This window comes from Clavibacter capsici (genome assembly GCF_001280205.1).
In the GTDB taxonomy this organism is placed as follows: Bacteria; Actinomycetota; Actinomycetes; order Actinomycetales; family Microbacteriaceae; genus Clavibacter; species Clavibacter capsici.
This window is the reverse complement of record NZ_CP012573.1, coordinates 687,701-706,736: the sequence shown is the minus strand read 5'-3', so window position 1 is coordinate 706,736 and position 19,036 is coordinate 687,701. Positions and strand designations below refer to the sequence as shown.

The following is a 19,036-nucleotide window of genomic DNA, read 5'->3' as shown; positions in this document are numbered from 1 at the left end:
CATCAGGGCGACGCCCGGGCGCCGTCAGCGGGACGGACGGGCACCGCTCGCACCGACTGCCCACAGCCCGCATGGGGCGGACGGTCGGACCAGTACGATCGTGGGCAACGGCGACAGCTCTTCGGGTGAGCTGTCCCGCCAGCGCCGGGCCGGTCTTCGGGTAAAAGTCGGCCGTGTGCGCGGCCCGGTCCCGCAGCCCTCGAGGCTCGGGATCGGGTCCCTCTCCCCCGCCCTCGGCGCTACCCGGCGGCGTCGGATCCCGCGGCGACCACCGCGAGGAGCCCCTCGCCGTAGGTGTCGAGCTTCTTCTGGCCGACGCCCGTGATGCCGGCGAGCTGCCCGAGATCCTGCGGGCGCACGGTGGCGACCTCGCGCAGCGTGACGTCGGCGAACACGACGTACGCGGGCACGCCCTGCTCCTTCGCCTGCTCCGAGCGCCACGCGCGGAGGGCCTCGAACAGGCCCTGCGCCTCCTCGGGCAGGTCGACGACCTGGCCGCCCTTGGCCCGGGTGGTGCGCGTGCCGCGGCCGCGCACGATGCGCTCGGGCTCCTGCCGCATGGGCACCTGGCGGGATCCGGTGAGCACGTCGCCGCTGCCCGCCGTGATGACGAGGGTGCCGTAGCCGTCGTCGCTCACGCCGAGGAGGCCCTGCGCGAGCAGCTGGCGGACGACGCCGCGCCACTGCACGTCGGTGAGCTCGGTGCCGATGCCGAAGGTGGCGAGCTGGTCGTGCCCCTGCTGGCGCACGCGGTCGGTCGCATTGCCGAGCAGGATGTCGATGAGGTGCGCGGCCCCGAAGCGCTGGCCGCGCTCACGCTGCAGCCGCACGATGGTGGACAGGAGCTTCTGCGACGGCACCGTCGCGTCCCACGTCTCGACCGGCTCGAGGCAGGTGTCGCAGTTGCCGCAGGGACCCGTCTCCTCGCCGAAGTAGCGGAGGAGCTGCACGCGGCGGCAGCCGACGGTCTCGCACAGCGCGAGCATCGCGTCGAGGTGCTGCGACAGCCGGCGGCGGTGCTGCGCGTCGCCCTCGGACTGGTCGATCATGCGGCGCTGCTGCACCACGTCCTGCAGGCCGTAGGCGAGCCAGGCGGTGGACGGGAGGCCGTCGCGGCCCGCGCGACCGGTCTCCTGGTAGTAGCCCTCGATGGACTTCGGCAGGTCGATGTGGGCGACGAAGCGCACGTCCGGCTTGTCTATCCCCATGCCGAACGCGATGGTGGCGCACATGACGATGCCGTCCTCGCGGAGGAAGCGCGCCTGGTTGCGCTGGCGCACGGCGGCGTCGAGGCCCGCGTGGTACGGCAGCGCGGTGATCCCCTGCTTGTTCAGCGCCTCGGCCGTCTGCTCCACGGTCTTCCGGCTCAGGCAGTAGACGATGCCGGCGTCGCCCGCGTGCTCGTTCCGGATGAGGTCGACCAGCTGCTTGCGCGGCTCGGCCTTGGGCACGATGCGGTAGCGGATGTTCGGCCGGTCGAAGGAGGAGACGAAGTGGCGCGCGTCCTGGAGGCCGAGGCGCGCCGTGATGTCGGCGTGCGTGGCCTCGTTGGCCGTGGCGGTGAGCGCGATGCGCGGGACCTCGGGCCAGCGCTCCTGGAGCATGGACAGCGCGAGGTAGTCCTTGCGGAAGTCGTGGCCCCACTGGGAGACGCAGTGCGCCTCGTCGATGGCGAAGAGGGCGATGCGCGCCTCGTCGAGGAGGCGCCCCATCCGGTCGAGGATGAGGCGCTCGGGCGCGAGGTAGAGCAGGTCGAGGTCGCCGTCGAGCAGGGCGCGCTCGACCTCGCGGCTGGTCTCGAGGTCCTGCGTGGAGTTGAGGAACGCGGCCCGCACGCCGACGGCGCGGAGGGCGTCGACCTGGTCCTGCATGAGCGCGATGAGCGGCGAGATGACCACGCCCGTGCCCTCGCGGACGAGGCTCGGGATCTGGTAGCAGAGCGACTTGCCACCGCCCGTGGGCATGAGCACCAGCGCGTCGCCGCCGCCGATGACGTGCTCGACGATCTCCTGCTGGTCGCCCCGGAAGGCGTCGTACCCGAAGACGGTGCCGAGGCGCTCGAGGGCGGGTGCGAGCGCGGGGGATCCGGCCGGAGCGGGAGGGGTGGAGGTCATCGGGGCCATCGTATCCGGGGCCCGCGGACGGGACCGGGGCGGTGCGAGCGGTGGGGACGCCGACGGCCCCTCCCGCATGGGGAGGGGCCGTCGGCGTGGATCAGGCGCGGGTCAGATCGCGGTCGGGTCCGCGCTCGCGCCGGGCGTCGCCTGCGCGGCCTCGGCGGCGGCCTGCTCCTTGAGGGCGGCCACGTCGACGGCGCGGACCTCCTCGATGAGGGACTCGAGGGCCGGCGCGGGCAGCGCGCCCGCCTGGCTGAAGATCAGCGTCTGGTCCTTGAAGATCATGAGCGTCGGGATGGCGGAGATGTTCGCCTGCTGCGCGAGGAACTGCTGCGCCTCGGTGTCGACCTTGCCGTGGACGATGTCGGCGTGCTTCTCGCTCGACTTGTCGAAGACGGGGGCGAACTGCTTGCAGGGGCCGCACCAGTCGGCCCAGAAGTCGACGACGACGATGCCGTTGGAGTCGACGATGCTCTCGAAGTTCTCTGCGGTCAGCTCGGTGGTGGCCATGGGGCGTCCTCTTCTCGTGTCTCTCGTGCGGTCACGGGGTGCAACCGGGTGCCGCCCCCGCGCATTCCACGCGGGGGCGGGGCGGCTACCAGACGAGCACGATCGACGGCCAGACGCTGCTCGACGCCTTCGCCTCGTCGCCGCCCGCGTAGGACGCGGTGAGCAGGTGGATCCCGCGGGAGAGCCTCGGCAGCGTGACGGTCGCGCGGCCGGCGTCGGCGGCGGTCAGGTCGACGGAGGCGATGGCGCGGCCCCGGTCGAGGACCTGCACGCGGCCCGTGGGCGCGGTCGCTCCGCCGGCAGCCAGCTTCACGGTGTACCGCACCGGCTGCCCGCTCCGGACGAGGAGGCGGTCGGCGTACCCGACCAGCGTCGAGGGGTCGCGGATCGTGTCGAGGCCGACCTTCACGGGGTCGTGGTCGCTCGAGCGGAAGGCGCTGGATCCGTCGGTGGCGGCGCCGCCGTACTCGCGCTCGGCCCACTCGGGCGCGTTGACGTCCCAGACGCCCACGCCCGTGACGCGCGCGGCTCCCGCGCCGGTCGCGAGGACGTGGTCGAGGGATCCGACCTCGCCGTCGAACGAGTACGTGCGCTCCCCCGGCGCCTTCGCGGGCACGAGGTCGACGAAGCCGGCGTCGCGGAGCACCTGGATCGGGTCCTCCTCCGAGTACGCGTTGAAGTCGCCGAGGAGGTAGAGGAGGTCGGATCCGCTGGAGACCTGCAACTCGGACGCGAAGCGCGCGACGGCCTTCGCCTGCGCGACACGGTCGGCGTTGAAGAAGCCCTGGCCGTCGGCGGGCTGCGTGCCCGAGCCCGACTTCGACTTGAGGTGGTTCGCGACCACCGTGAAGGTGCGGTCGGCGCCGCGGAACGACTGCGCGATCGGCTCGCGCGCGTTGCCCCACACCGTCTCGTCGACCTGGGTGGCGGAGGCGCCGACGGGCGTCACGGCGTCCGTGCGGTAGATGATCGCGTTCTGGATCTCGTCCGTCGGCGTGGTCGCGAGCACGGCCGGGGTGCGCACGTAGTCCCACACGCGCTTCCCGGCGGCGTCGTTGAGGCCGCGCACGAGGTCGGCGGTCGCGGTGTCGGCCGGCTCGCCGAAGCGGGTGGAGTTCTCGATCTCCATGAGCGTGACCACCTGCGCGTCGAGCCCGGTGATGGCCGTGACGATCTTCGCGCGCTGCCGCTGGAACTCCTCCGCCGTCCTCGCGCCGCGCTCCCCGAGCGTCGTGAAGTAGTTGAGGACGTTGAACCCGGCGATGCGGACGTCGCCGCCGACCTCGGGCGAGGACGCCGGCCGCGGGTTCCCGGCCGTGAACGTCGGCACGCGGCCGGCGGCGTCGAGCGAGGTGAGCGGCGTCGTGGGCTGGAGGCGCCAGTCGTCGAAGCCGAAGGCGAGCACGTAGGGCGTGGACGGGAAGACGGGCACGTCGCCGTTCCGGACGACCCGGTCGGCCGTGTAGTACGGCTGCGTCGCGCCGGCCGGGTACGCGGCGTTCGTGAGCTGGATGTTGTAGCCGTCGTCGAGGAGGAGCCGGCGCGCGCGGTTGTCCGCGGCGATGCGGTCGGCCTCGGCACCCGGCCGGACCACGTCGGTGGCCTTGACCGGGAGCTCGGCGCCCGCGCTCAGCCAGAGGGTGCCGTACGTCTCGAGCTGGTGCGCGGATCCGACGCGGTAGTCACCCGTGGGCGTGACGAGCATGCTCTCCAGCGACTCGCGGTCGGCGCCGCGGAGCGTGTCGGGCAGCGGGGTCGCCGCGGGCACCCCGACCGCCGCCTGCACGAGGTCGGTCGCGGTCGCGGAGACCTGCGTCTGGCCCTGGCGCTCGGATGCGGTGCCCGTGACGCGCACGAGGTCGCCGATCGCGACGGCCGGGTCCTGGCTGCCGAGGTAGACGAAGACCGCGTCGGAGGCCCCGGGCGTGGCGTCCGTCGGGCCGCCCGAGCCCGCGGTCTGGATCACGAGCCCCGCGTAGCCGCTGGCCCCGCGGTAGTCGGCGGTGACGACGCCCTCGACGGTCACGGCCTTCCCGGCGAACGGGGTCGCGCTGCCGGTGCCCTGCACGTCGGCGATCGAGACGGTGACGGCCTCGGCCGGAGCGGCGACGAGCGCCGAGAGGCCGAGGGCCAGCGCGGTCGCGACGGCGAGCGGGCGGGCGACGCGGCGGGCCGATCCGGGTCGGCGCTCCCGGGATCCGGATGCGGCTGCGGTGTCGGTCTCGGTCATGGCGTCGTCCCCCTCGGCGTCGCGGTTCCCCCACATGGGGGATCACTGGTCGAGCGTAAGCCGGGCCGCCGTCCCCGCGGCCGGCCGCAACCGGATCGTCACCGGCTCGTCATGCGATCGCCGCCGGGGCCGCCGGTCGGTGCGCGCGGGAGCGTGGCGGGGCCGATCTCCACGTACTATCGTCAGGACAAACATCCGCGCTCGACGGCCCGAGGAGCAGAGCGACGCCGCATGGTCCAGACCCGCATCACCCCCGCCGTCCGCGTCGCGCGGTCGCCCCGCCCCGCCGGATCCGTCGCGTGAGGGCCACCGTCGCCGGCGCCCCGGTGAGCTTCGGCGTGTTCGAGCTGACGCCCGAGGGCGCGGAGGTCGTGACGCCCGACGACATGGTGGAGGCGCTCGCCGAGGCCGGCTACGCGGGCATCGACCTCGGCCCGGTCGGCTACCTCGGTCGCGGGCGCGAGCTGCGCGACCGCCTCGCCGGGGCGGGCCTCGAGCTCGCCGGCGGCTGGATCCAGCTGCCCCTCTCCGACGACGACGCGTTCGCGGCGTCGCTGCCCGAGCTGCGCGCGTCCCTGCGCGCGTTCCAGGAGGCCGCCGAGTCCGGGCCCGCGCGGCTGCCGCTGCCGACGCTCGCCGACGCCGGATCCGCGGTGCGCGCCGCCGCCCCCGGCCGCGGCGCCGAGGCCGACCCGCTGGGCGACGCCGCCTGGTCGCGCCTCGTCCGCAACGCCGCGCGCGCCGCCGAGATCACGCGGGAGGCGGGCTTCGAGCCGACCTTCCACCACCACGCGGGCACGTTCGTCGAGTCGCCCGCGGAGGTCGACCGCTTCCTCGACGCCGTCGACGTGGGGCTCACCCTCGACACCGGCCACCTCGTCATCGCGGGCGGCGACCCGGTCCAGGCCGTCGCGCGCTGGGGATCGCGCATCACGCACCTGCACGTCAAGGACGTCGACGGCGCCGAGCTCCGCCGCGTCCTCGCCGCGGGCGGCGGGATGCGCGAGGTCTGGTCGTCGGGCGCGTTCGCGGCGTTCGGCCGCGGCGACGTCGACCTCGCGAGCGCGATGACCGCGATCGAGGCGCACGGGTACGACGGCTGGATCGTGGTGGAGCAGGACGTGCTCAACGCCCCCGACGCGGACATCCGCGCCTTCCTGGCCGAGCGCGCGGAGGACCAGCGCGTGAACCGCGAGGCCCTCCGCCCCTGGGCCTGACGCGACCCGCACGAGAACCGACGAGACACGAGGACGCCGCCATGACCACGACCCCCCTGCGCTTCGGCCTGATCGGCACCGGCCGCATCGGCCAGGTCCACGCGGCGAACATCGCGGCGGATCCGGACGCCGAGCTCGCGTGGATCTGCGACCCGTTCGTCGACGGCGCCCGCGCCCTCTCCGCGCGCCTCGGCGGCCGGGTGACGACGGACGCGGCGGAGATGATGGCGTCCGGCGGGATCGACGCGGTGCTCGTCGCCTCGCCCACGCCGACGCACGTCGACCTCATCGCCGCCGCCGTCGACCACGGCCTGCCCGTGCTCTGCGAGAAGCCCATCGACCTCGACATCGCGCGGGTCGACGCCCTCCTCCCCCGCGTCATGTCGGCGGGCGTCCCCGTCGCGCTCGGCTTCAACCGGCGGTTCGACCCGGCGTTCCGGGAGGCGCGCGCCCGGGTGGCCGCGGGCGAGATCGGCGAGCTGGAGCAGCTGTCGATCGTGAGCCGCGATCCCTCCGCGCCGCCCGCCGCGTACGTGGGCGTCTCCGGCGGGATCTTCCGCGACATGACGATCCACGACCTCGACATGGCGCGCTTCTTCCTGCCGGACATCGTGGAGGTGCAGGCGACCGGATCCACGACCTTCGACCCGGGCGCGCGCGAGCACGGCGACTTCGACACCGCGGTCGTGACGCTCCGGGCGTCCACGGGCGCGCTCGTCGTCATCACGAACTCCCGGCACAGCGCGGTGGGCTACGACCAGCGGATCGAGGCGTTCGGCGCGCGCGGATCCCTCCAGGTGGCGAACGCGCTCACGAGCCTCGTCAGCGTCTCGACCGCCACCAGCGTCGAGGGCAAGCCGCCCTACCAGGACTTCTTCCTGGAGCGCTACGCCGCGGCGTACTCGGCCGAGCTGCGCGCCTTCATCCGCCTGGCCCGCGGCGAGGCGTCCGACAGCCCGACGTTCGCGGACGGCCGCGCGGCGCTCGTGCTCGCCGACGCGGCGCAGCGCTCGGCCGTCGAGCGGGTGGCGGTGCCCGTCTCGCTCTGACCCCCGCACGACCCGCCGGACGGCGCCCGTCCGCCCTCGACGGCGGACGGGCGCCGCCGTCGCGCGCCGAGAGGACCCGACGAGAGGGCAGACTGATCTGTCGGGCCCGACGAGCCGGTCGACCCGATGGCAGCGCGCCTCCGAAGGCGTCTTGTCAGCATGTGTTGACAAAGGCAGTCGGGTGGGATGAGGATCACCCCGACGACGACGTCCAGGACCCCCGCGGGGCGTCCGCCCGACAAGGAGCATTCGATGAAGAACCGATCCCTCGCCACCCTCGGCCTCGCGGCCGCGGCGGGCCTCCTCCTCACCTCGTGCGCGGGCACCGGCCAGGAGACCGCGCCGACCGCCGGCGGCGGCGCGGGCGGCGGCGACCTCACCTTCGCGGTGGTCACGCACTCCGGCCCGGGCGACGCCTTCTGGGACCGCGTGAAGTCGGGCGCCGAGAAGGCCGGCGGCCAGTACGGCGCGACGGTCACCTACAACGCCGACCCGGATCCCGCCAAGCAGTCCCAGCTCATCGACAACGCCGTGGCGCAGCAGGTCGACGGCATCGTCGTCTCGATGGCGAACCCGGACGGCGTCAAGGACAGCGTCGAGAAGGCCGTGGCCGCCGGCATCCCCGTCGTCACGATCAACTCCGGCATCGAGCGCTCGGCCGAGTTCGGCGCCCTCACCCACGTCGGCCAGAGCGAGACGGTCGCGGGCGAGGCCGTCGGCAAGCGCCTCGGCGACGCGGGGCTGGAGAACGCGCTCTGCGTGATCCAGGAGGCCGGCAACGTCGGGCTCGAGGAGCGCTGCTCCTCCGCGGCGAGCGCCTTCTCCGGGCGGATGGCGAACCTCCAGGTCGACGGCACGAACGACGCCGAGGTGAAGGCGACCATCAAGTCGAAGCTGCAGGCGGATCCGTCCATCGACGGCGTGCTCACGCTCGGCGGCCAGTACGCGATCGACGCGGTCGGCGCGGTCGAGGAGTCGGGGAGCACGGCGCAGATCGGCACGTTCGACCTCTCGGAGGACGTCGTCGGCGCGGTCGAGTCCGGCTCGATCCTGTTCGCCGTCGACCAGCAGCCGTACGTGCAGGGCTTCCTCGGCATCACCGCGCTCGACCTCTACGCCACCAACGGCAACGTCATCGGCGGCGGCCAGCCCGTGTACTCGGGCCCCGCGTTCGTCACGAAGGAGAACGCGGCGCAGGTCGCCGAGTTCGCGAAGAACGGCACGCGCTAGTCCACGCCCCCCCGGCGCATGCCCGCGCCGCCTCCCGCACCGCCCCTCCCCGCTCACCGAAGGAGCCCGCGTTGACCACCACGGACATCGTGACGATCGCCACGAGGCCGCGCCTCGAGGACCGGCCGATCCGCAAGATCCTCGCCCGTCCGGAGATCGGCGCCCTCGTCGCCGCCCTCGCCGTGCTCGTGTTCTTCTCCCTCTACACGCCGCAGTTCCTCACGCTCGCGGGCGCCGGCGTGTGGCTCGAGTCGGCCTCGACCTTCGGGATCATGGCCGTCGCCGTCGCGATGCTCATGATCGGCGGCGAGTTCGACCTCTCGGCCGGCGTGATGACGGGCTTCTCCGCCCTCGTCGTCGGCGTCCTCACCTCGCACTACGGCCTCAGCATCTGGGTGGCCGTGCTCGTCTCGCTCGCCGCGGCCCTCGCGATCGGCGCGCTCAACGGGTTCCTCGTGATGAAGACGGGGCTGCCGAGCTTCATCGTCACGCTCGGCACGTTCTTCGCGCTCGCGGGCGTGGACCTCGCGGTCACCAAGCTGATCACCGGCCAGGTCGCGATCCAGGGAATGACGAAGGTGCCGTCCTACGACCAGATCCAGCCGGTCTTCGGCTCGTCGCTCCAGGTCGGCGACGGCACGTTCTACGTCTCGGTGCTGTGGTGGGCCGTCGTGACGGCGGTCGCGACGTGGATCCTGCTGCGCACGCGCGCCGGCAACTGGATCCTCGCGGTCGGCGGCGCCAAGGAGTCCGCCCGCCAGGTGGGCGTGCCGGTCGTGAAGACCAAGATCGGCCTCTTCATGGGCACCGCGGGCGCGGCCTGGCTCGTCGGCATGATCAGCCTGTTCCGCACCTCCACGGTGCAGGCGAACACGGGCGTCGGCCAGGAGTTCATCTACATCATCTGCGCGGTGGTCGGCGGGTGCCTGCTCACGGGCGGGTTCGGATCCGCCATCGGCGCCGCGCTGGGCGCGCTCATCTACGGCATGGTCTTCCAGGGCATCACCTTCGCCCAGTGGGACACGAACTGGCTGCGCACGATCCTCGGCGGCATGCTGCTCGCCGCGGTGCTCCTCAACACCCTGGTGCGCACGCGGGCGGGAGGCGGACGATGAGCGCCGGGACGACCCCCGTGCCCGAGCCCCTGGCCGGTGCCGTCCCCGGCGCGGCCGAGGAGGCGGGCGGGAGGACCGCTCCCCCGCTGCCGCCGGTCGGCACGACCATCCTCGAGGTCCGCGACATCGGCAAGTCGTACGGCGCCGTGAACGCGCTCACGGGCGTCTCGACCGTGGTCGCCGCCGGCGAGGTCACGTGCGTGCTCGGCGACAACGGCGCCGGCAAGTCGACCTTCATCAAGATGCTCGCGGGCGTGCACGCGCCGAGCGAGGGCACCATGCTCCTCGACGGCGAGCCCGTGGTGCTCGGATCCCCGCGCCAGGCGCTGCAGGCCGGCATCGCGACCGTCTACCAGGACCTCGCCGTCGTGCCGCTCATGCCCGTGTGGCGGAACTTCTTCCTCGGCTCCGAGATCACGAAGGGGAAGGGGCCGTTCCGCCGGCTCGACGTGAGGGCCATGAAGGCGATCACGCACGAGCAGCTCGCGCAGATGGGCATCGACCTGCGCGACGTCGACCAGCCCATCGGCACGCTGTCCGGCGGCGAGCGCCAGTGCGTCGCCATCGCGCGCGCCGTGCACTTCGGCGCGCGCGTGCTGATCCTCGACGAGCCGACCGCCGCCCTCGGCATGAGGCAGTCGGGCGTCGTGCTCCGCTACATCGCGCGCTCCCGCGACCGGGGGCTGGGCGTCGTCTTCATCACGCACAACCCGCACCACGCGTTCCCGGTGGGCGACCGGTTCCTGCTGCTCAACCGCGGATCCAGCCTCGGCACGTTCGAGAAGGACGAGATCACGCTCGGCGAGCTCACGAGCCTCATGGCGGGCGGCGCCGAGCTCGACTCGCTGGCGCACGAGCTGGCGCGGGACGGCGGCCCGGACGGGGGCCAGGCGCCGGAGGGCCGCTGAACGCCCGCATGCCAGGATGAGGCGTTGACCTGACCTACGAGGGAGCGATCCACGTGACGCAACCGGAGCAGATCCTGCCCCCCGACCTGTTCCTCGCGCTCGACCGCTCCGGCCCCGTGCCGCTCTACTACCAGGTGGCCAACCTGCTGGAGACCGCGATCCACGACGGCACGCTGCCGGCCGGCGCCCGGCTCGAGAACGAGATCGCGCTCGGCAACCGGCTCGGGCTCTCCCGCCCCACCATCCGGCGGGCGATCCAGGACCTCGTCGACAAGGGCCTGCTGGTCCGCCGCCGGGGGATCGGCACGCAGGTCGTGCACGGCCGCGTCACGCGGAACGTCGAGCTCACGAGCCTCCACGAGGACCTCGAGCGGCAGGGCCAGACGCCGGCCACGCAGATGCTGTCGTCGTCGCGCGGCGAGGCCGACGAGCGGATCGCGGAGGCGCTCGGCGTCGAGGTCGGCAGCCCCGTGCTGCACCTCACCCGGCTGCGCACCGCCGACGGCGTGCCGCTCGCGGTGCTCGACAACGTGCTGCCCGAGCCGTTCGTCGACCTGGACCCCGAGGAGCTCACCACCCACGGGCTGTACCAGCTGCTGCGCGGCCGCGGCGTGACCATGCGGGTCGCCAAGCAGCGCATCGGCGCCCGCGCGGCCACCGCCTCCGAGGCGCGCCTGCTCGACCTGCCGCGGGGCGGCGCCGTGCTCACCATGTCGCGCACGGCCTTCGACAGCTCGGGCCGCGCCGTGGAGCACGGCCAGCACTGCTACCGGCCCGACCTCTACGCGTTCGAGATCACGCTCGTCGACCGGTGACCCCGGCGGGTCGGCCCCCGCGCGCTGCCACGATGGGCGGATGACCCGCCACGACGACGTGCCCACCGCCGCCCCGCTCGACCGCGTGCCCTGGCCGGTCCGCACCGAGCGGCTCCTGATCCGCCGCATGGCCGCCACCGACGCCCCCGCGATGTGGGCGTACCGCCGGCTCGACGAGGTCACCCGCTGGGTCACCTCGAGGCCGGTCGACGAGGCCGCGTGGATCGAGGGCAGCGCCGCGATGCTCCGCGACCAGCTCGTGCTCGAGCTCGACGGCCGCGTCGTCGGCGACCTCATGGTGCGGGTCGAGGACGCCTGGGGACAGCGCGAGGTCGCGCACCTCGCGGTCGGCACGCAGGCGGAGCTCGGCTGGACCCTGGATCCGTCCGTCGGCGGACGCGGCCTCGCCACCGAGGCGGTGCGGGAGGCGCTGCGGATCGCCTTCCAGGGGCTCGGCGTCCGGCGGGTGGTCGCGAGCGCCTTCGCCGACAACGCCCCGTCGCTCCGGCTGGCCGAGCGCGTCGGCATGCGGCGGGAGTCGTACGCCGTCGCCGACTCGCTGCACCGTGACCTCGGCTGGATCGACGGGGTCGGCTACGCCCTGCTCGCCGAGGAGTGGGCGGCGCGCGGCTGACCGCGGGGGTCGGCCACCCGCCCCTGCCGATCGGATCCAATATCCTATAGGATCTCCTCACGTGCTCGATGAGGAGGACTCCACGGATGACCCGGCTCTGGAACGACCCGGCGGACTTCGCCGATGACATGACGGCGGGCTTCGTCCGCGCCAACGGACGCTGGGTGCGGCGGGTGCACGGCGGCGTCTCCCGCTCCACCCGCTCGGCCGACCCCGAGGTGGCCGTCGTCATCGGCGGCGGGTCCGGCCACTACCCCGCGTTCGGCGGGCTCGTCGGCCCCGGCCTCGCGCACGGCGCCGCGATGGGCAACCTCTTCGCCTCGCCGTCGGCGCACCAGGTCGAGTCGGTGATCCGCTCCAGCGAGCAGGGCCGCGGCGCGCTCCTCCTCTACGGCAACTACGCGGGCGACGTGCTCCACTTCGACGACGCGCAGGAGCGCGTGCGGCGCGACGGGATCGACTGCCGCACGGTCGTGGTCACCGACGACATCTTCAGCGCCGCGCCCGACCAGCAGGCCCGGCGCCGCGGGATCGCCGGGGACCTGACCGTCTTCAAGGCGGCGGGCGCGGCATCCGCGGCGGGGTACGACCTCGACGACACCGAGCGCGTCGCCCGGCTCGCCAACGCCCGCACCCGCTCGATGGGCGTCGCCTTCACGGGCTGCACGCTGCCCGGCGCCGACGAGCCGCTGTTCTCGGTGCCGGAGGGGCGCATGGCGATCGGGCTCGGGATCCACGGCGAGCCCGGGATCGACGAGACCGACATCCCCTCCGCCGACGGCCTGGCCGAGCTGTTCGTGACGAAGCTGCTCGCCGACGCCGAGGTCCCCGACGGGGTCGAGGTGCGCGGCGCGCGCGTCGTGCCGGTGCTCAACGGCCTCGGCTCCGTGAAGAACGAGGAGCTGTTCGTCGTGTTCACGCGCGTCGCGGACCTGCTCGAGGAGGCCGGGATCACGCTCGTGGATCCGCAGGTCGGCGAGTTCTGCACCAGCTTCGACATGGCCGGCGCCTCCCTCACCCTGTTCTGGCTCGACGAGGAGCTCGAGCGGCTGTGGACCGCGCCCGCGGACACCCCGGCGTTCCGCAGCGGCGCCTTCGACGGATCCGCGCTGCAGACGGTGGACGCGCGCGAGGACGACGAGGTCGACGCGGCCATCCCGGAGGCGACCGAGGCGTCCCGGCGCACGGCGGCGCGCGTGGCCGCGGCCCTCGAGGCCGTGCACGCGGTGGTCGCGGAGGCCGCCGACGAGCTCGGGCGCCTCGACTCCGTCGCGGGTGACGGGGACCACGGCATCGGCATGCTGCGCGGATCCCGCGCGGCCTCCGAGCGGGCCGCGTCCGCCGTCGAGGCGGGCGCCGGCGCGCGCACGGTCCTCCGACTGGCCGGCGACGCCTGGTCCGACAAGGGCGGCGGCACCTCCGGCGCGCTGTGGGGGCTCATCCTTCAGGCGGTCGGCGACGCGCTCGACGACGAGGCGGCGGAGCCCCCGACGGCCGACGACGTGGCCCGCGGGGTGGCCGACGCGCGCGACGCCGTGATGGGCCACGGCAAGGCGGCGCTCGGCGACAAGACCATGGTCGACGCGCTCGTGCCGTTCGCCGACGTGCTCGCCGAGCGGGTCGGATCCGGCGCGTCGCTCGACGACGCCTGGGCCGCCGCGAGCGACGCGGCGCAGGAGGCCGCGGACGCGACGGCGGCGCTGAAGCCCGGCATGGGGCGCGCGCGGTCGCACGGCGAGCGCTCGGTCGGCACGGCCGATCCCGGCGCCGTGTCGCTCGCGCTCATCACGGCGGCCGTCGGCCGCGCGCTCGCCGACCGGTGAGACCCACCGGCACCGGAATCACCGGCACCACCAGCACGGCAACGAGGAGGACAGCATGACCAGGACCTGGCGGATCGTCGTCGGCGCGGACGACGCGGGCTACGAGCACAAGGAGGCCATCAAGGCCGACCTCGAGGCGAGCGGCCTCGTGGCCTCGGTGGTGGACGTGGGCGTCGACGCCGACGGCCACACCAACTACCCGACCGTCGCGACCACGGCGGCCGAGATGGTCGCGCGCGGCGAGGCCGACCGGGCCGTGCTGATCTGCGGCACGGGCCTCGGGATGGCCATCGCGGCGAACAAGGTGGCCGGCGTCCGCGCGGTCACGGCGCACGACGGCTTCTCGGTGGAGCGCAGCGTGCTCTCCAACGACGCGCAGGTGCTCTGCATGGGCCAGCGCGTCGTGGGGCTGGAGCTCGCGCGGCGGAACGTGCGCGAGTGGCTGACGTACGAGTTCGACACGACGAGCGCGTCGGCCGACAAGGTCGACGAGATCCGCGCGTACGAGGCGAAGTAGGGCCGTGCCCGCGACGCCCGCCGCGCCGCCGGTCGTTATCGGCGTGAGCCTGAAGATGTACCTCGGGCACGCCGAGACGGTCGCGTGGTGCACGGCCGTCGCGGACATCGCGCGGGCCCACCCGGCGACCGCGGGCGGCGAGGCCGAGCTCGTGGTGCTGCCGTCGTACCTGTCGGTGCCGGCCGCGGTCGGGATCCTCGACGGGCTCGCCGCCGTCGGCGCGCAGGATCTCGCGGCCGAGGTGTCCGGGGCCTTCACGGGCGAGGTGTCCGGCGGGCAGATCCGCGAGCTGGGCGGCTTGTTCGTCGAGGTCGGGCACGCCGAGCGGCGGCGGCTCTTCGGCGAGACCGACGAGGTCGTGCGGCGGAAGGCCGACGCGGCGCTCGCGGCCGGGCTGGTGCCGATCCTCTGCCTCGGCGAGGAGGCGCGGCAGGATCCGCACGACGCGGCCCGGGAGTGCCTCCGCCAGCTCGACGACGCGCTCGCCGTGGCAGCGGACGCGGGGCACGGCGGCCGCATCGTCGTCGCCTACGAGCCGCAATGGGCGATCGGCGCGCCCGAGCCCGCCTCCGACGCGCACATCCGCGCCGTGTGCCGACAGCTCCGCGCCCGCGTGCGCGCGCTCGACGCCCGCCCGGGATCCCGCGTCATCTACGGCGGCAGCGCCGGACCCGGCCTCCTCACCCGCATCGGCGACGACGTCGACGGCCTGTTCCTCGGCCGCTTCGCCCACGATCCGCGCGCCGTCGCGATGATCCTCGACGAGGTGCACGCGCGCGCCGCGGCCCGGACGGCGCCCGACGGCACGCGCTGACGGCAGACTGTCCTGGTGACCTCCGGCCTCCCGCTCGACGCGACCGCGCTGCCCGCCCGGCAGGGGCTGCGCGACCGCGTCTACGACCTCGTGCTCGACATGCTGATGGGATCCCGGATGGAGCCCGGCTCCCGCCTCGCCATCGACCAGATCGCGCGCGACCTCCACGTCTCGCCCACGCCCGTGCGCGAGGCGCTCGTGCAGCTGGAGCGCACGGGCCTCGTCGCTCGCGAGGCGCACAAGGGCTACCGGGTGGCGCCGCCCATCGCGGGCGAGCAGCTGGAGGCCCTGTTCGACGCGCGGCTCGTGCTCGAGGGCGGGGCGACGGCGCTGGCCGCCGCGGATCCCGCGCGCCTCGTGCCCGCGCTCGAGGAGGCCCTCGCGGCGCACCGCGCGACGACGAGGCGCGTGCGCGCGGCGGCGGGCGGCGGCGAGATGCCGGTCGGCCTCATCCGCGAGTACTTCGTCGTCGACTGGGACTTCCACCACCGGATCTTCGAGGCGACCGGCAACCCGTTCCTCCTCGACATGTCCGAGGCGATCTCCACCCGCGTCCACCGCATGCGCCAGAACCTCCGCACGGGCGTGCACGACGCCGACGACGCCGTCCACGAGCACCGCGCGATCATCGACGCCGTCGCCGAGGGCCCCGATGCCGCGGCCGCCGCGATGCGCGCGCACATCGAGCGGGTGCGCGAGCGGTCGCGGCACGACGCCGTCGACCCGTCGGCGGGCGCGGTCCGCGAGTAGGGTCGGGCCTCCGTCGGTCATCCGGGCTGCGGGCCACACGATCGGAGCACCATGAGCGGCACGCCCTCCCCCACGCCCGAGCACGACGAGCCCACCGACCCGGCCGAGGTCGACCCGGAGACCGGCACCGACGCCGAGGACAAGCCGGTCGAGAACCCCTCCGGCTGACCCCCGCACGCACGAAGGCCCCCGCACCGCGGGGGCCTTCGTGCTGTCCGCACCCGGAGGCGCGGCGCGGGTGAGCTAGCGGCGGTCGCCGTCGGCGTCGCGGTCGTAGAACTCGCGGCTGCCGGACTTCGCGATGCCGCGGCTCACCATGTATCCGACGGTGAGGATCGTGGCGTAGAGCCAGGCGTGGTCGGCGCCGAAGCCCTGGCCGTCGTCGCCGTTGTCGACCATGGCCGACGCGACGAAGATGCCGATGAGGATCGCGATGTACGCGAAGAACTCGGTCGTCTTGAACGACGCCTTGGTCTCGGTGGAGAGGCGGGTCGTGCGGGCGGTGGTGGTGGAGCTCATGTTCGTTCCCTCGAGGATCCGGCCGCGATGTGGGATGCCACGCGCAGTGCCACCGATGACGCTAGCCGGTTATTAGTGCGCTAAGTAATTGTGCGCTAAATATGCCGTGGGGGTTGACTCCGGCGACGAGGAGTCGGTCCGCGGGCGCGGGAGGCGCGACGCGGGAGCCTCCGCCTGCGCCTGCGCCTGCGTGCGACCTGTGCGCAGCCGCCCGGGTTCGGTGCCAGGCTCGAGGTGTTGCCCCGGACCTCGGCCGCACGCGTCGCCCATCCACGACGTGACATCCAGCGGGACGCCTCGGCGATCCGCTCCACCTGGCCAGGGAACGAGCACATCATGACCGACACCTCCGCAGCACCCCGCATCGTGCTGACCCGCCCCGGGCGCGGCGGCGGCGCCGCCCCCACCTCCGAGTACTCGGGCCTCCTGCGGGTGATCCGCGAGGCCGGGCTGCTCCGGCGCCGCGTCGGCTTCTACGCCGTGATGTTCGCCGCCACCGTCGCGGCGCTCGGCGGCGCGGTGGTCGGCTTCGTGCTGCTCGGCGACTCCTGGTTCCAGCTGCTCGTCGCCGCGGGACTCGGCATCGTGTTCACGCAGTTCGCCTTCCTCGCCCACGAGGCCTCGCACCGCCAGGTCTTCACCTCCGGCCGGGCGAACGACATCGCGGGCCGCACGCTCGCGAACCTCTTCGTCGGGATCAGCTACTCCTGGTGGATGACCAAGCACTCCCGCCACCACGCGAACCCGAACGTGGTCGCGAAGGACCCGGACATCGCCCCCGGCGTGCTCGTCTTCCGCGCGGAGGACGCGCGGGGTGCGCGCGGCCTCGCCGGTGCGGTCATCCGCCGCCAGGGCTGGCTGTTCTTCCCGCTGCTGACCCTGGAGGGGCTGAACCTGCACGTGACGTCGCTCCGCACGGTGTTCGGTCGTGGCAAGGTCGACAAGCGCTGGCTCGAGATCTCGATGCTCTCCACGCGGATCATCGCCTACCTCGCGGTCGTCTTCTTCTTCCTGCCCCTCGGCATGGCCTTCGCCTTCGTCGGCGTCCAGCTGGCGGTCTTCGGCGTGTACATGGGCGCCTCGTTCGCCCCGAACCACAAGGGCATGCCCGTCCTGCCGAAGGACTCCAAGGTCGACTTCCTCCGCCGCCAGGTCCTCACGTCGCGGAACATCAGGAGCACCTGGCTCACCGACATCTACATGGGCGGCCTCAACTACCAGATCGAGCACCACCTCTTCCCCAACATGCCCCGGCCCGCCCTCAAGAGGGCCCAGGTCATCGCCAAGGAGTACTGCGCGACCCACGACATCCCGTACACCGAGACCACGCTGCTGGCCTCCTACGGCATCGTCATCGCCTACCTCAACCGCGTGGGCCTCTCCGCCGGCGGCGACCCGTTCGACTGCCCCGCATCCGCCGCCTTCGGCCGCTGATCCCACCGCCCCCTCCGGAGGTCCCCATCGCCCCGACGCCCCTGCCGCCGCGCGCCGACGGCCGACCGTCCGCCCCGCCCCGGGTGGCCTGGTCCTCGGCGCGGGCGGGCGCCCCTGCCGCCGCGCTCCGGCGGCCCGACCCGTCGGGTCCGGCGCGGCCGACGTTCCTCCTCATCCACGGGGTCGGGCTGTCGCACCTCGCGTTCAGCCGCCTCGCCCGCGCGCTCGTCGACCACGGCACGGTGCTCGCTCCCGACCTGCCCGGCTTCGGCCGCGCACCGGGGGCGCGGCGCCGCGTCAGCGTGGAGGAGATGGCCGAGGCGCTGCTGCCCGCCCTCGACCGGGGCGGCATCCGCCCGCGCAGCCTGGTGGTCCTCGGCCACTCCCTGGGCGCGCAGGTCGCGATCGAGGTCGCGCGCCTGCGGCCGGACCTCGTCCGCGGCGTCGTGCTGATCGGACCGGTGGTCGACACGCACGCGGCGAGCGCGGTCGGCCAGGCGCGCCGGCTCCTGCTCGACATGGTGCTCGAGCCCCCGGTGACGGGCGCCATGGTGGCACGCGACTACGTCCGGGGCGGGCTGCTGTCCTTCGCGGCGGGCGTCCGCTCCATGCTCCGCTACCCGACCGCCGAGCGCCTCCCCGCGGTCACCGCTCCGCTCCTCGTGCTCCGCGGGTCCGGGGATCCCGTCGCCCCGGCCCGCTGGGACGCCGAGCTGGCCCGTCTCGTCGCCGACGGGAGGACGGTCGAGGTGGCGGGCGCCGCGCACAACGTCCCGCACTCGCACCCGACCGAGGTGGCCCGGCACGTCCTCGCGTTCGCCGCCTCGCTCGTCGACGACTGACGGCCAGGTTCCCGCGTCACTCCAGGAGGTCGTCGGGATCGCTCCGCGGGGCCTCCGTGACGATGGAGCGCGGCGTCGCCCGGCGCTCGAGGAGCGCGCGCAGCCGATCGACCACCTCGGAGTTGTCGGGCTCCGGCAGGGTCGTCGAGCTCGTCTCGACCATGACCGGCGAGCCGACGCCGATCTGGAACGTGGCGAGGACGTCGTCGCCGTCGCTCGCCAACGCGGCCGACCACTCCATCATGACGTCCGCCATCTCGTCGCCCACCAGCAGGGTCTTCTCCGCGTACGTCACATGCTTCATCCCCTGAACGTAGGCGCGCCGACGGATCCCGGGGGTGGCATTGACAACGGGCCGTCGAGGGTCGTGGGCGCGGGGTCGCCATCTCGGATCGCCTCCCATAGACTCGTAATGAGCTCCCAGATCCCCGAGCCGTTCGACCGCTGCATGCGTCCGCCCGGGGTCCGCCTCCCGCACCGCATCGCGATCCGACGATCACCCGGCGGGGCGA

18 protein-coding genes are annotated in these 19,036 nt (G+C 73.8%); 13 read left to right on the top strand and 5 right to left on the bottom strand.

Annotated features, from left to right (window positions below; genetic code table 11):
- Positions 1–239: 239 nt before the first annotated feature.
- The 3 genes from recQ to AES38_RS03520 all read right to left on the bottom strand — a co-directional run bounded on the left by recQ (position 240) and on the right by AES38_RS03520 (position 4,857).
- Complete coding sequence (recQ, locus tag AES38_RS03530) at positions 240–2,114, bottom strand: DNA helicase RecQ (protein WP_053773812.1); 1,875 nt, start codon at positions 2,112–2,114, stop codon at positions 240–242.
- Positions 2,115–2,225: 111 nt separating this feature from the next.
- On the bottom strand, positions 2,226–2,627 hold the full coding sequence (trxA, locus tag AES38_RS03525) for a thioredoxin (RefSeq protein ID WP_012037481.1): 402 nt from the start codon (positions 2,625–2,627) through the stop codon (positions 2,226–2,228).
- 85 nt (positions 2,628–2,712) lie between these two features.
- Positions 2,713–4,857: an ExeM/NucH family extracellular endonuclease gene (locus tag AES38_RS03520; protein WP_053775646.1), complete on the bottom strand. Its 2,145-nt coding sequence runs from the start codon at positions 4,855–4,857 to the stop codon at positions 2,713–2,715.
- 299 nt (positions 4,858–5,156) lie between these two features.
- On the opposite strand from AES38_RS03520, the gene AES38_RS03515 reads away from it, so the two are divergent.
- The 11 genes from AES38_RS03515 to AES38_RS03465 all read left to right on the top strand — a co-directional run bounded on the left by AES38_RS03515 (position 5,157) and on the right by AES38_RS03465 (position 15,729).
- Complete coding sequence (locus tag AES38_RS03515; protein WP_053773811.1) at positions 5,157–6,074, top strand: sugar phosphate isomerase/epimerase family protein; 918 nt, start codon at positions 5,157–5,159, stop codon at positions 6,072–6,074.
- A gap of 41 nt (positions 6,075–6,115) precedes the next feature.
- A complete protein-coding gene (gene iolG, locus AES38_RS03510) occupies positions 6,116–7,123 on the top strand; it encodes an inositol 2-dehydrogenase (RefSeq protein WP_053773810.1) in 1,008 nt (335 codons plus the stop codon).
- Positions 7,124–7,375: 252 nt separating this feature from the next.
- On the top strand, positions 7,376–8,353 hold the full coding sequence (locus tag AES38_RS03505; protein ID WP_053773809.1) for a sugar ABC transporter substrate-binding protein: 978 nt from the start codon (positions 7,376–7,378) through the stop codon (positions 8,351–8,353).
- 71 nt (positions 8,354–8,424) lie between these two features.
- Complete coding sequence (locus AES38_RS03500) at positions 8,425–9,468, top strand: ABC transporter permease (RefSeq protein WP_053773808.1); 1,044 nt, start codon at positions 8,425–8,427, stop codon at positions 9,466–9,468.
- On the top strand, positions 9,465–10,376 hold the full coding sequence (locus tag AES38_RS03495; RefSeq protein WP_053773807.1) for an ATP-binding cassette domain-containing protein: 912 nt from the start codon (positions 9,465–9,467) through the stop codon (positions 10,374–10,376). The genes AES38_RS03500 and AES38_RS03495 overlap by 4 nt, the downstream gene beginning before the upstream one ends.
- A 53-nt stretch (positions 10,377–10,429) precedes the next feature.
- Positions 10,430–11,191 (top strand): GntR family transcriptional regulator, encoded by a 762-nt coding sequence (locus AES38_RS03490; protein WP_053773806.1) that lies wholly within the window; start codon positions 10,430–10,432, stop codon positions 11,189–11,191.
- 40 nt (positions 11,192–11,231) lie between these two features.
- Positions 11,232–11,825 (top strand): GNAT family N-acetyltransferase, encoded by a 594-nt coding sequence (locus AES38_RS03485; RefSeq protein WP_053773805.1) that lies wholly within the window; start codon positions 11,232–11,234, stop codon positions 11,823–11,825.
- A gap of 86 nt (positions 11,826–11,911) precedes the next feature.
- A complete protein-coding gene (locus AES38_RS03480; RefSeq protein WP_053773804.1) occupies positions 11,912–13,648 on the top strand; it encodes a dihydroxyacetone kinase family protein in 1,737 nt (578 codons plus the stop codon).
- 55 nt (positions 13,649–13,703) lie between these two features.
- Complete coding sequence (locus AES38_RS03475) at positions 13,704–14,165, top strand: ribose-5-phosphate isomerase (RefSeq protein WP_053773803.1); 462 nt, start codon at positions 13,704–13,706, stop codon at positions 14,163–14,165.
- Between the two features lie 4 nt (positions 14,166–14,169).
- Positions 14,170–14,979 carry a triose-phosphate isomerase family protein gene (locus AES38_RS03470; RefSeq protein ID WP_053773802.1) on the top strand — a complete coding sequence of 270 codons (810 nt, stop codon included), beginning with the start codon at positions 14,170–14,172 and terminating at the stop codon, positions 14,977–14,979.
- A 15-nt stretch (positions 14,980–14,994) separates the two neighbouring features.
- Positions 14,995–15,729, top strand: coding sequence for a GntR family transcriptional regulator (locus AES38_RS03465; protein ID WP_053773801.1), 735 nt, complete (start codon positions 14,995–14,997; stop codon positions 15,727–15,729).
- Between the two features lie 243 nt (positions 15,730–15,972).
- Here AES38_RS03465 and AES38_RS03460 read toward each other — a convergent pair whose 3' ends face one another.
- Positions 15,973–16,248 carry a hypothetical protein gene (locus AES38_RS03460; protein WP_052129290.1) on the bottom strand — a complete coding sequence of 92 codons (276 nt, stop codon included), beginning with the start codon at positions 16,246–16,248 and terminating at the stop codon, positions 15,973–15,975.
- Between the two features lie 336 nt (positions 16,249–16,584).
- Between AES38_RS03460 and AES38_RS03455 the strand changes: the two genes are divergently transcribed.
- Both AES38_RS03455 and AES38_RS03450 read left to right on the top strand, forming a co-directional pair.
- Entirely contained in the window at positions 16,585–17,682 is a 1,098-nt protein-coding gene (locus AES38_RS03455) for a fatty acid desaturase family protein (protein ID WP_053773800.1), read from the top strand.
- Positions 17,683–17,765: 83 nt separating this feature from the next.
- A complete protein-coding gene (locus tag AES38_RS03450; protein WP_053773799.1) occupies positions 17,766–18,524 on the top strand; it encodes an alpha/beta fold hydrolase in 759 nt (252 codons plus the stop codon).
- A 16-nt stretch (positions 18,525–18,540) separates the two neighbouring features.
- Here AES38_RS03450 and AES38_RS03445 read toward each other — a convergent pair whose 3' ends face one another.
- Positions 18,541–18,828 carry a hypothetical protein gene (locus tag AES38_RS03445; RefSeq protein ID WP_157883506.1) on the bottom strand — a complete coding sequence of 96 codons (288 nt, stop codon included), beginning with the start codon at positions 18,826–18,828 and terminating at the stop codon, positions 18,541–18,543.
- Between the last annotated feature and the right edge of the window lie 208 nt (positions 18,829–19,036).

Excerpts from the sequence above, each read along its gene's own strand:
- AES38_RS03480 (WP_053773804.1), top strand. The coding sequence starts at position 11,912 with ATGACCCGGCTCTGGAACGACCCGGCGGACTTCGCCGATGACATGACG.
- AES38_RS03445 (WP_157883506.1), bottom strand. The coding sequence starts at position 18,828 with ATGAAGCATGTGACGTACGCGGAGAAGACCCTGCTGGTGGGCGACGAG.
- AES38_RS03460 (WP_052129290.1), bottom strand. The coding sequence starts at position 16,248 with ATGAGCTCCACCACCACCGCCCGCACGACCCGCCTCTCCACCGAGACC.
- trxA (WP_012037481.1), bottom strand. The coding sequence starts at position 2,627 with ATGGCCACCACCGAGCTGACCGCAGAGAACTTCGAGAGCATCGTCGAC.
- AES38_RS03520 (WP_053775646.1), bottom strand. The coding sequence starts at position 4,857 with ATGACCGAGACCGACACCGCAGCCGCATCCGGATCCCGGGAGCGCCGA.
- recQ (WP_053773812.1), bottom strand. The coding sequence starts at position 2,114 with ATGACCTCCACCCCTCCCGCTCCGGCCGGATCCCCCGCGCTCGCACCC.
- AES38_RS03485 (WP_053773805.1), top strand. The coding sequence starts at position 11,232 with ATGACCCGCCACGACGACGTGCCCACCGCCGCCCCGCTCGACCGCGTG.
- AES38_RS03505 (WP_053773809.1), top strand. The coding sequence starts at position 7,376 with ATGAAGAACCGATCCCTCGCCACCCTCGGCCTCGCGGCCGCGGCGGGC.
- AES38_RS03475 (WP_053773803.1), top strand. The coding sequence starts at position 13,704 with ATGACCAGGACCTGGCGGATCGTCGTCGGCGCGGACGACGCGGGCTAC.
- AES38_RS03495 (WP_053773807.1), top strand. The coding sequence starts at position 9,465 with ATGAGCGCCGGGACGACCCCCGTGCCCGAGCCCCTGGCCGGTGCCGTC.
- AES38_RS03455 (WP_053773800.1), top strand. The coding sequence starts at position 16,585 with ATGACCGACACCTCCGCAGCACCCCGCATCGTGCTGACCCGCCCCGGG.
- iolG (WP_053773810.1), top strand. The coding sequence starts at position 6,116 with ATGACCACGACCCCCCTGCGCTTCGGCCTGATCGGCACCGGCCGCATC.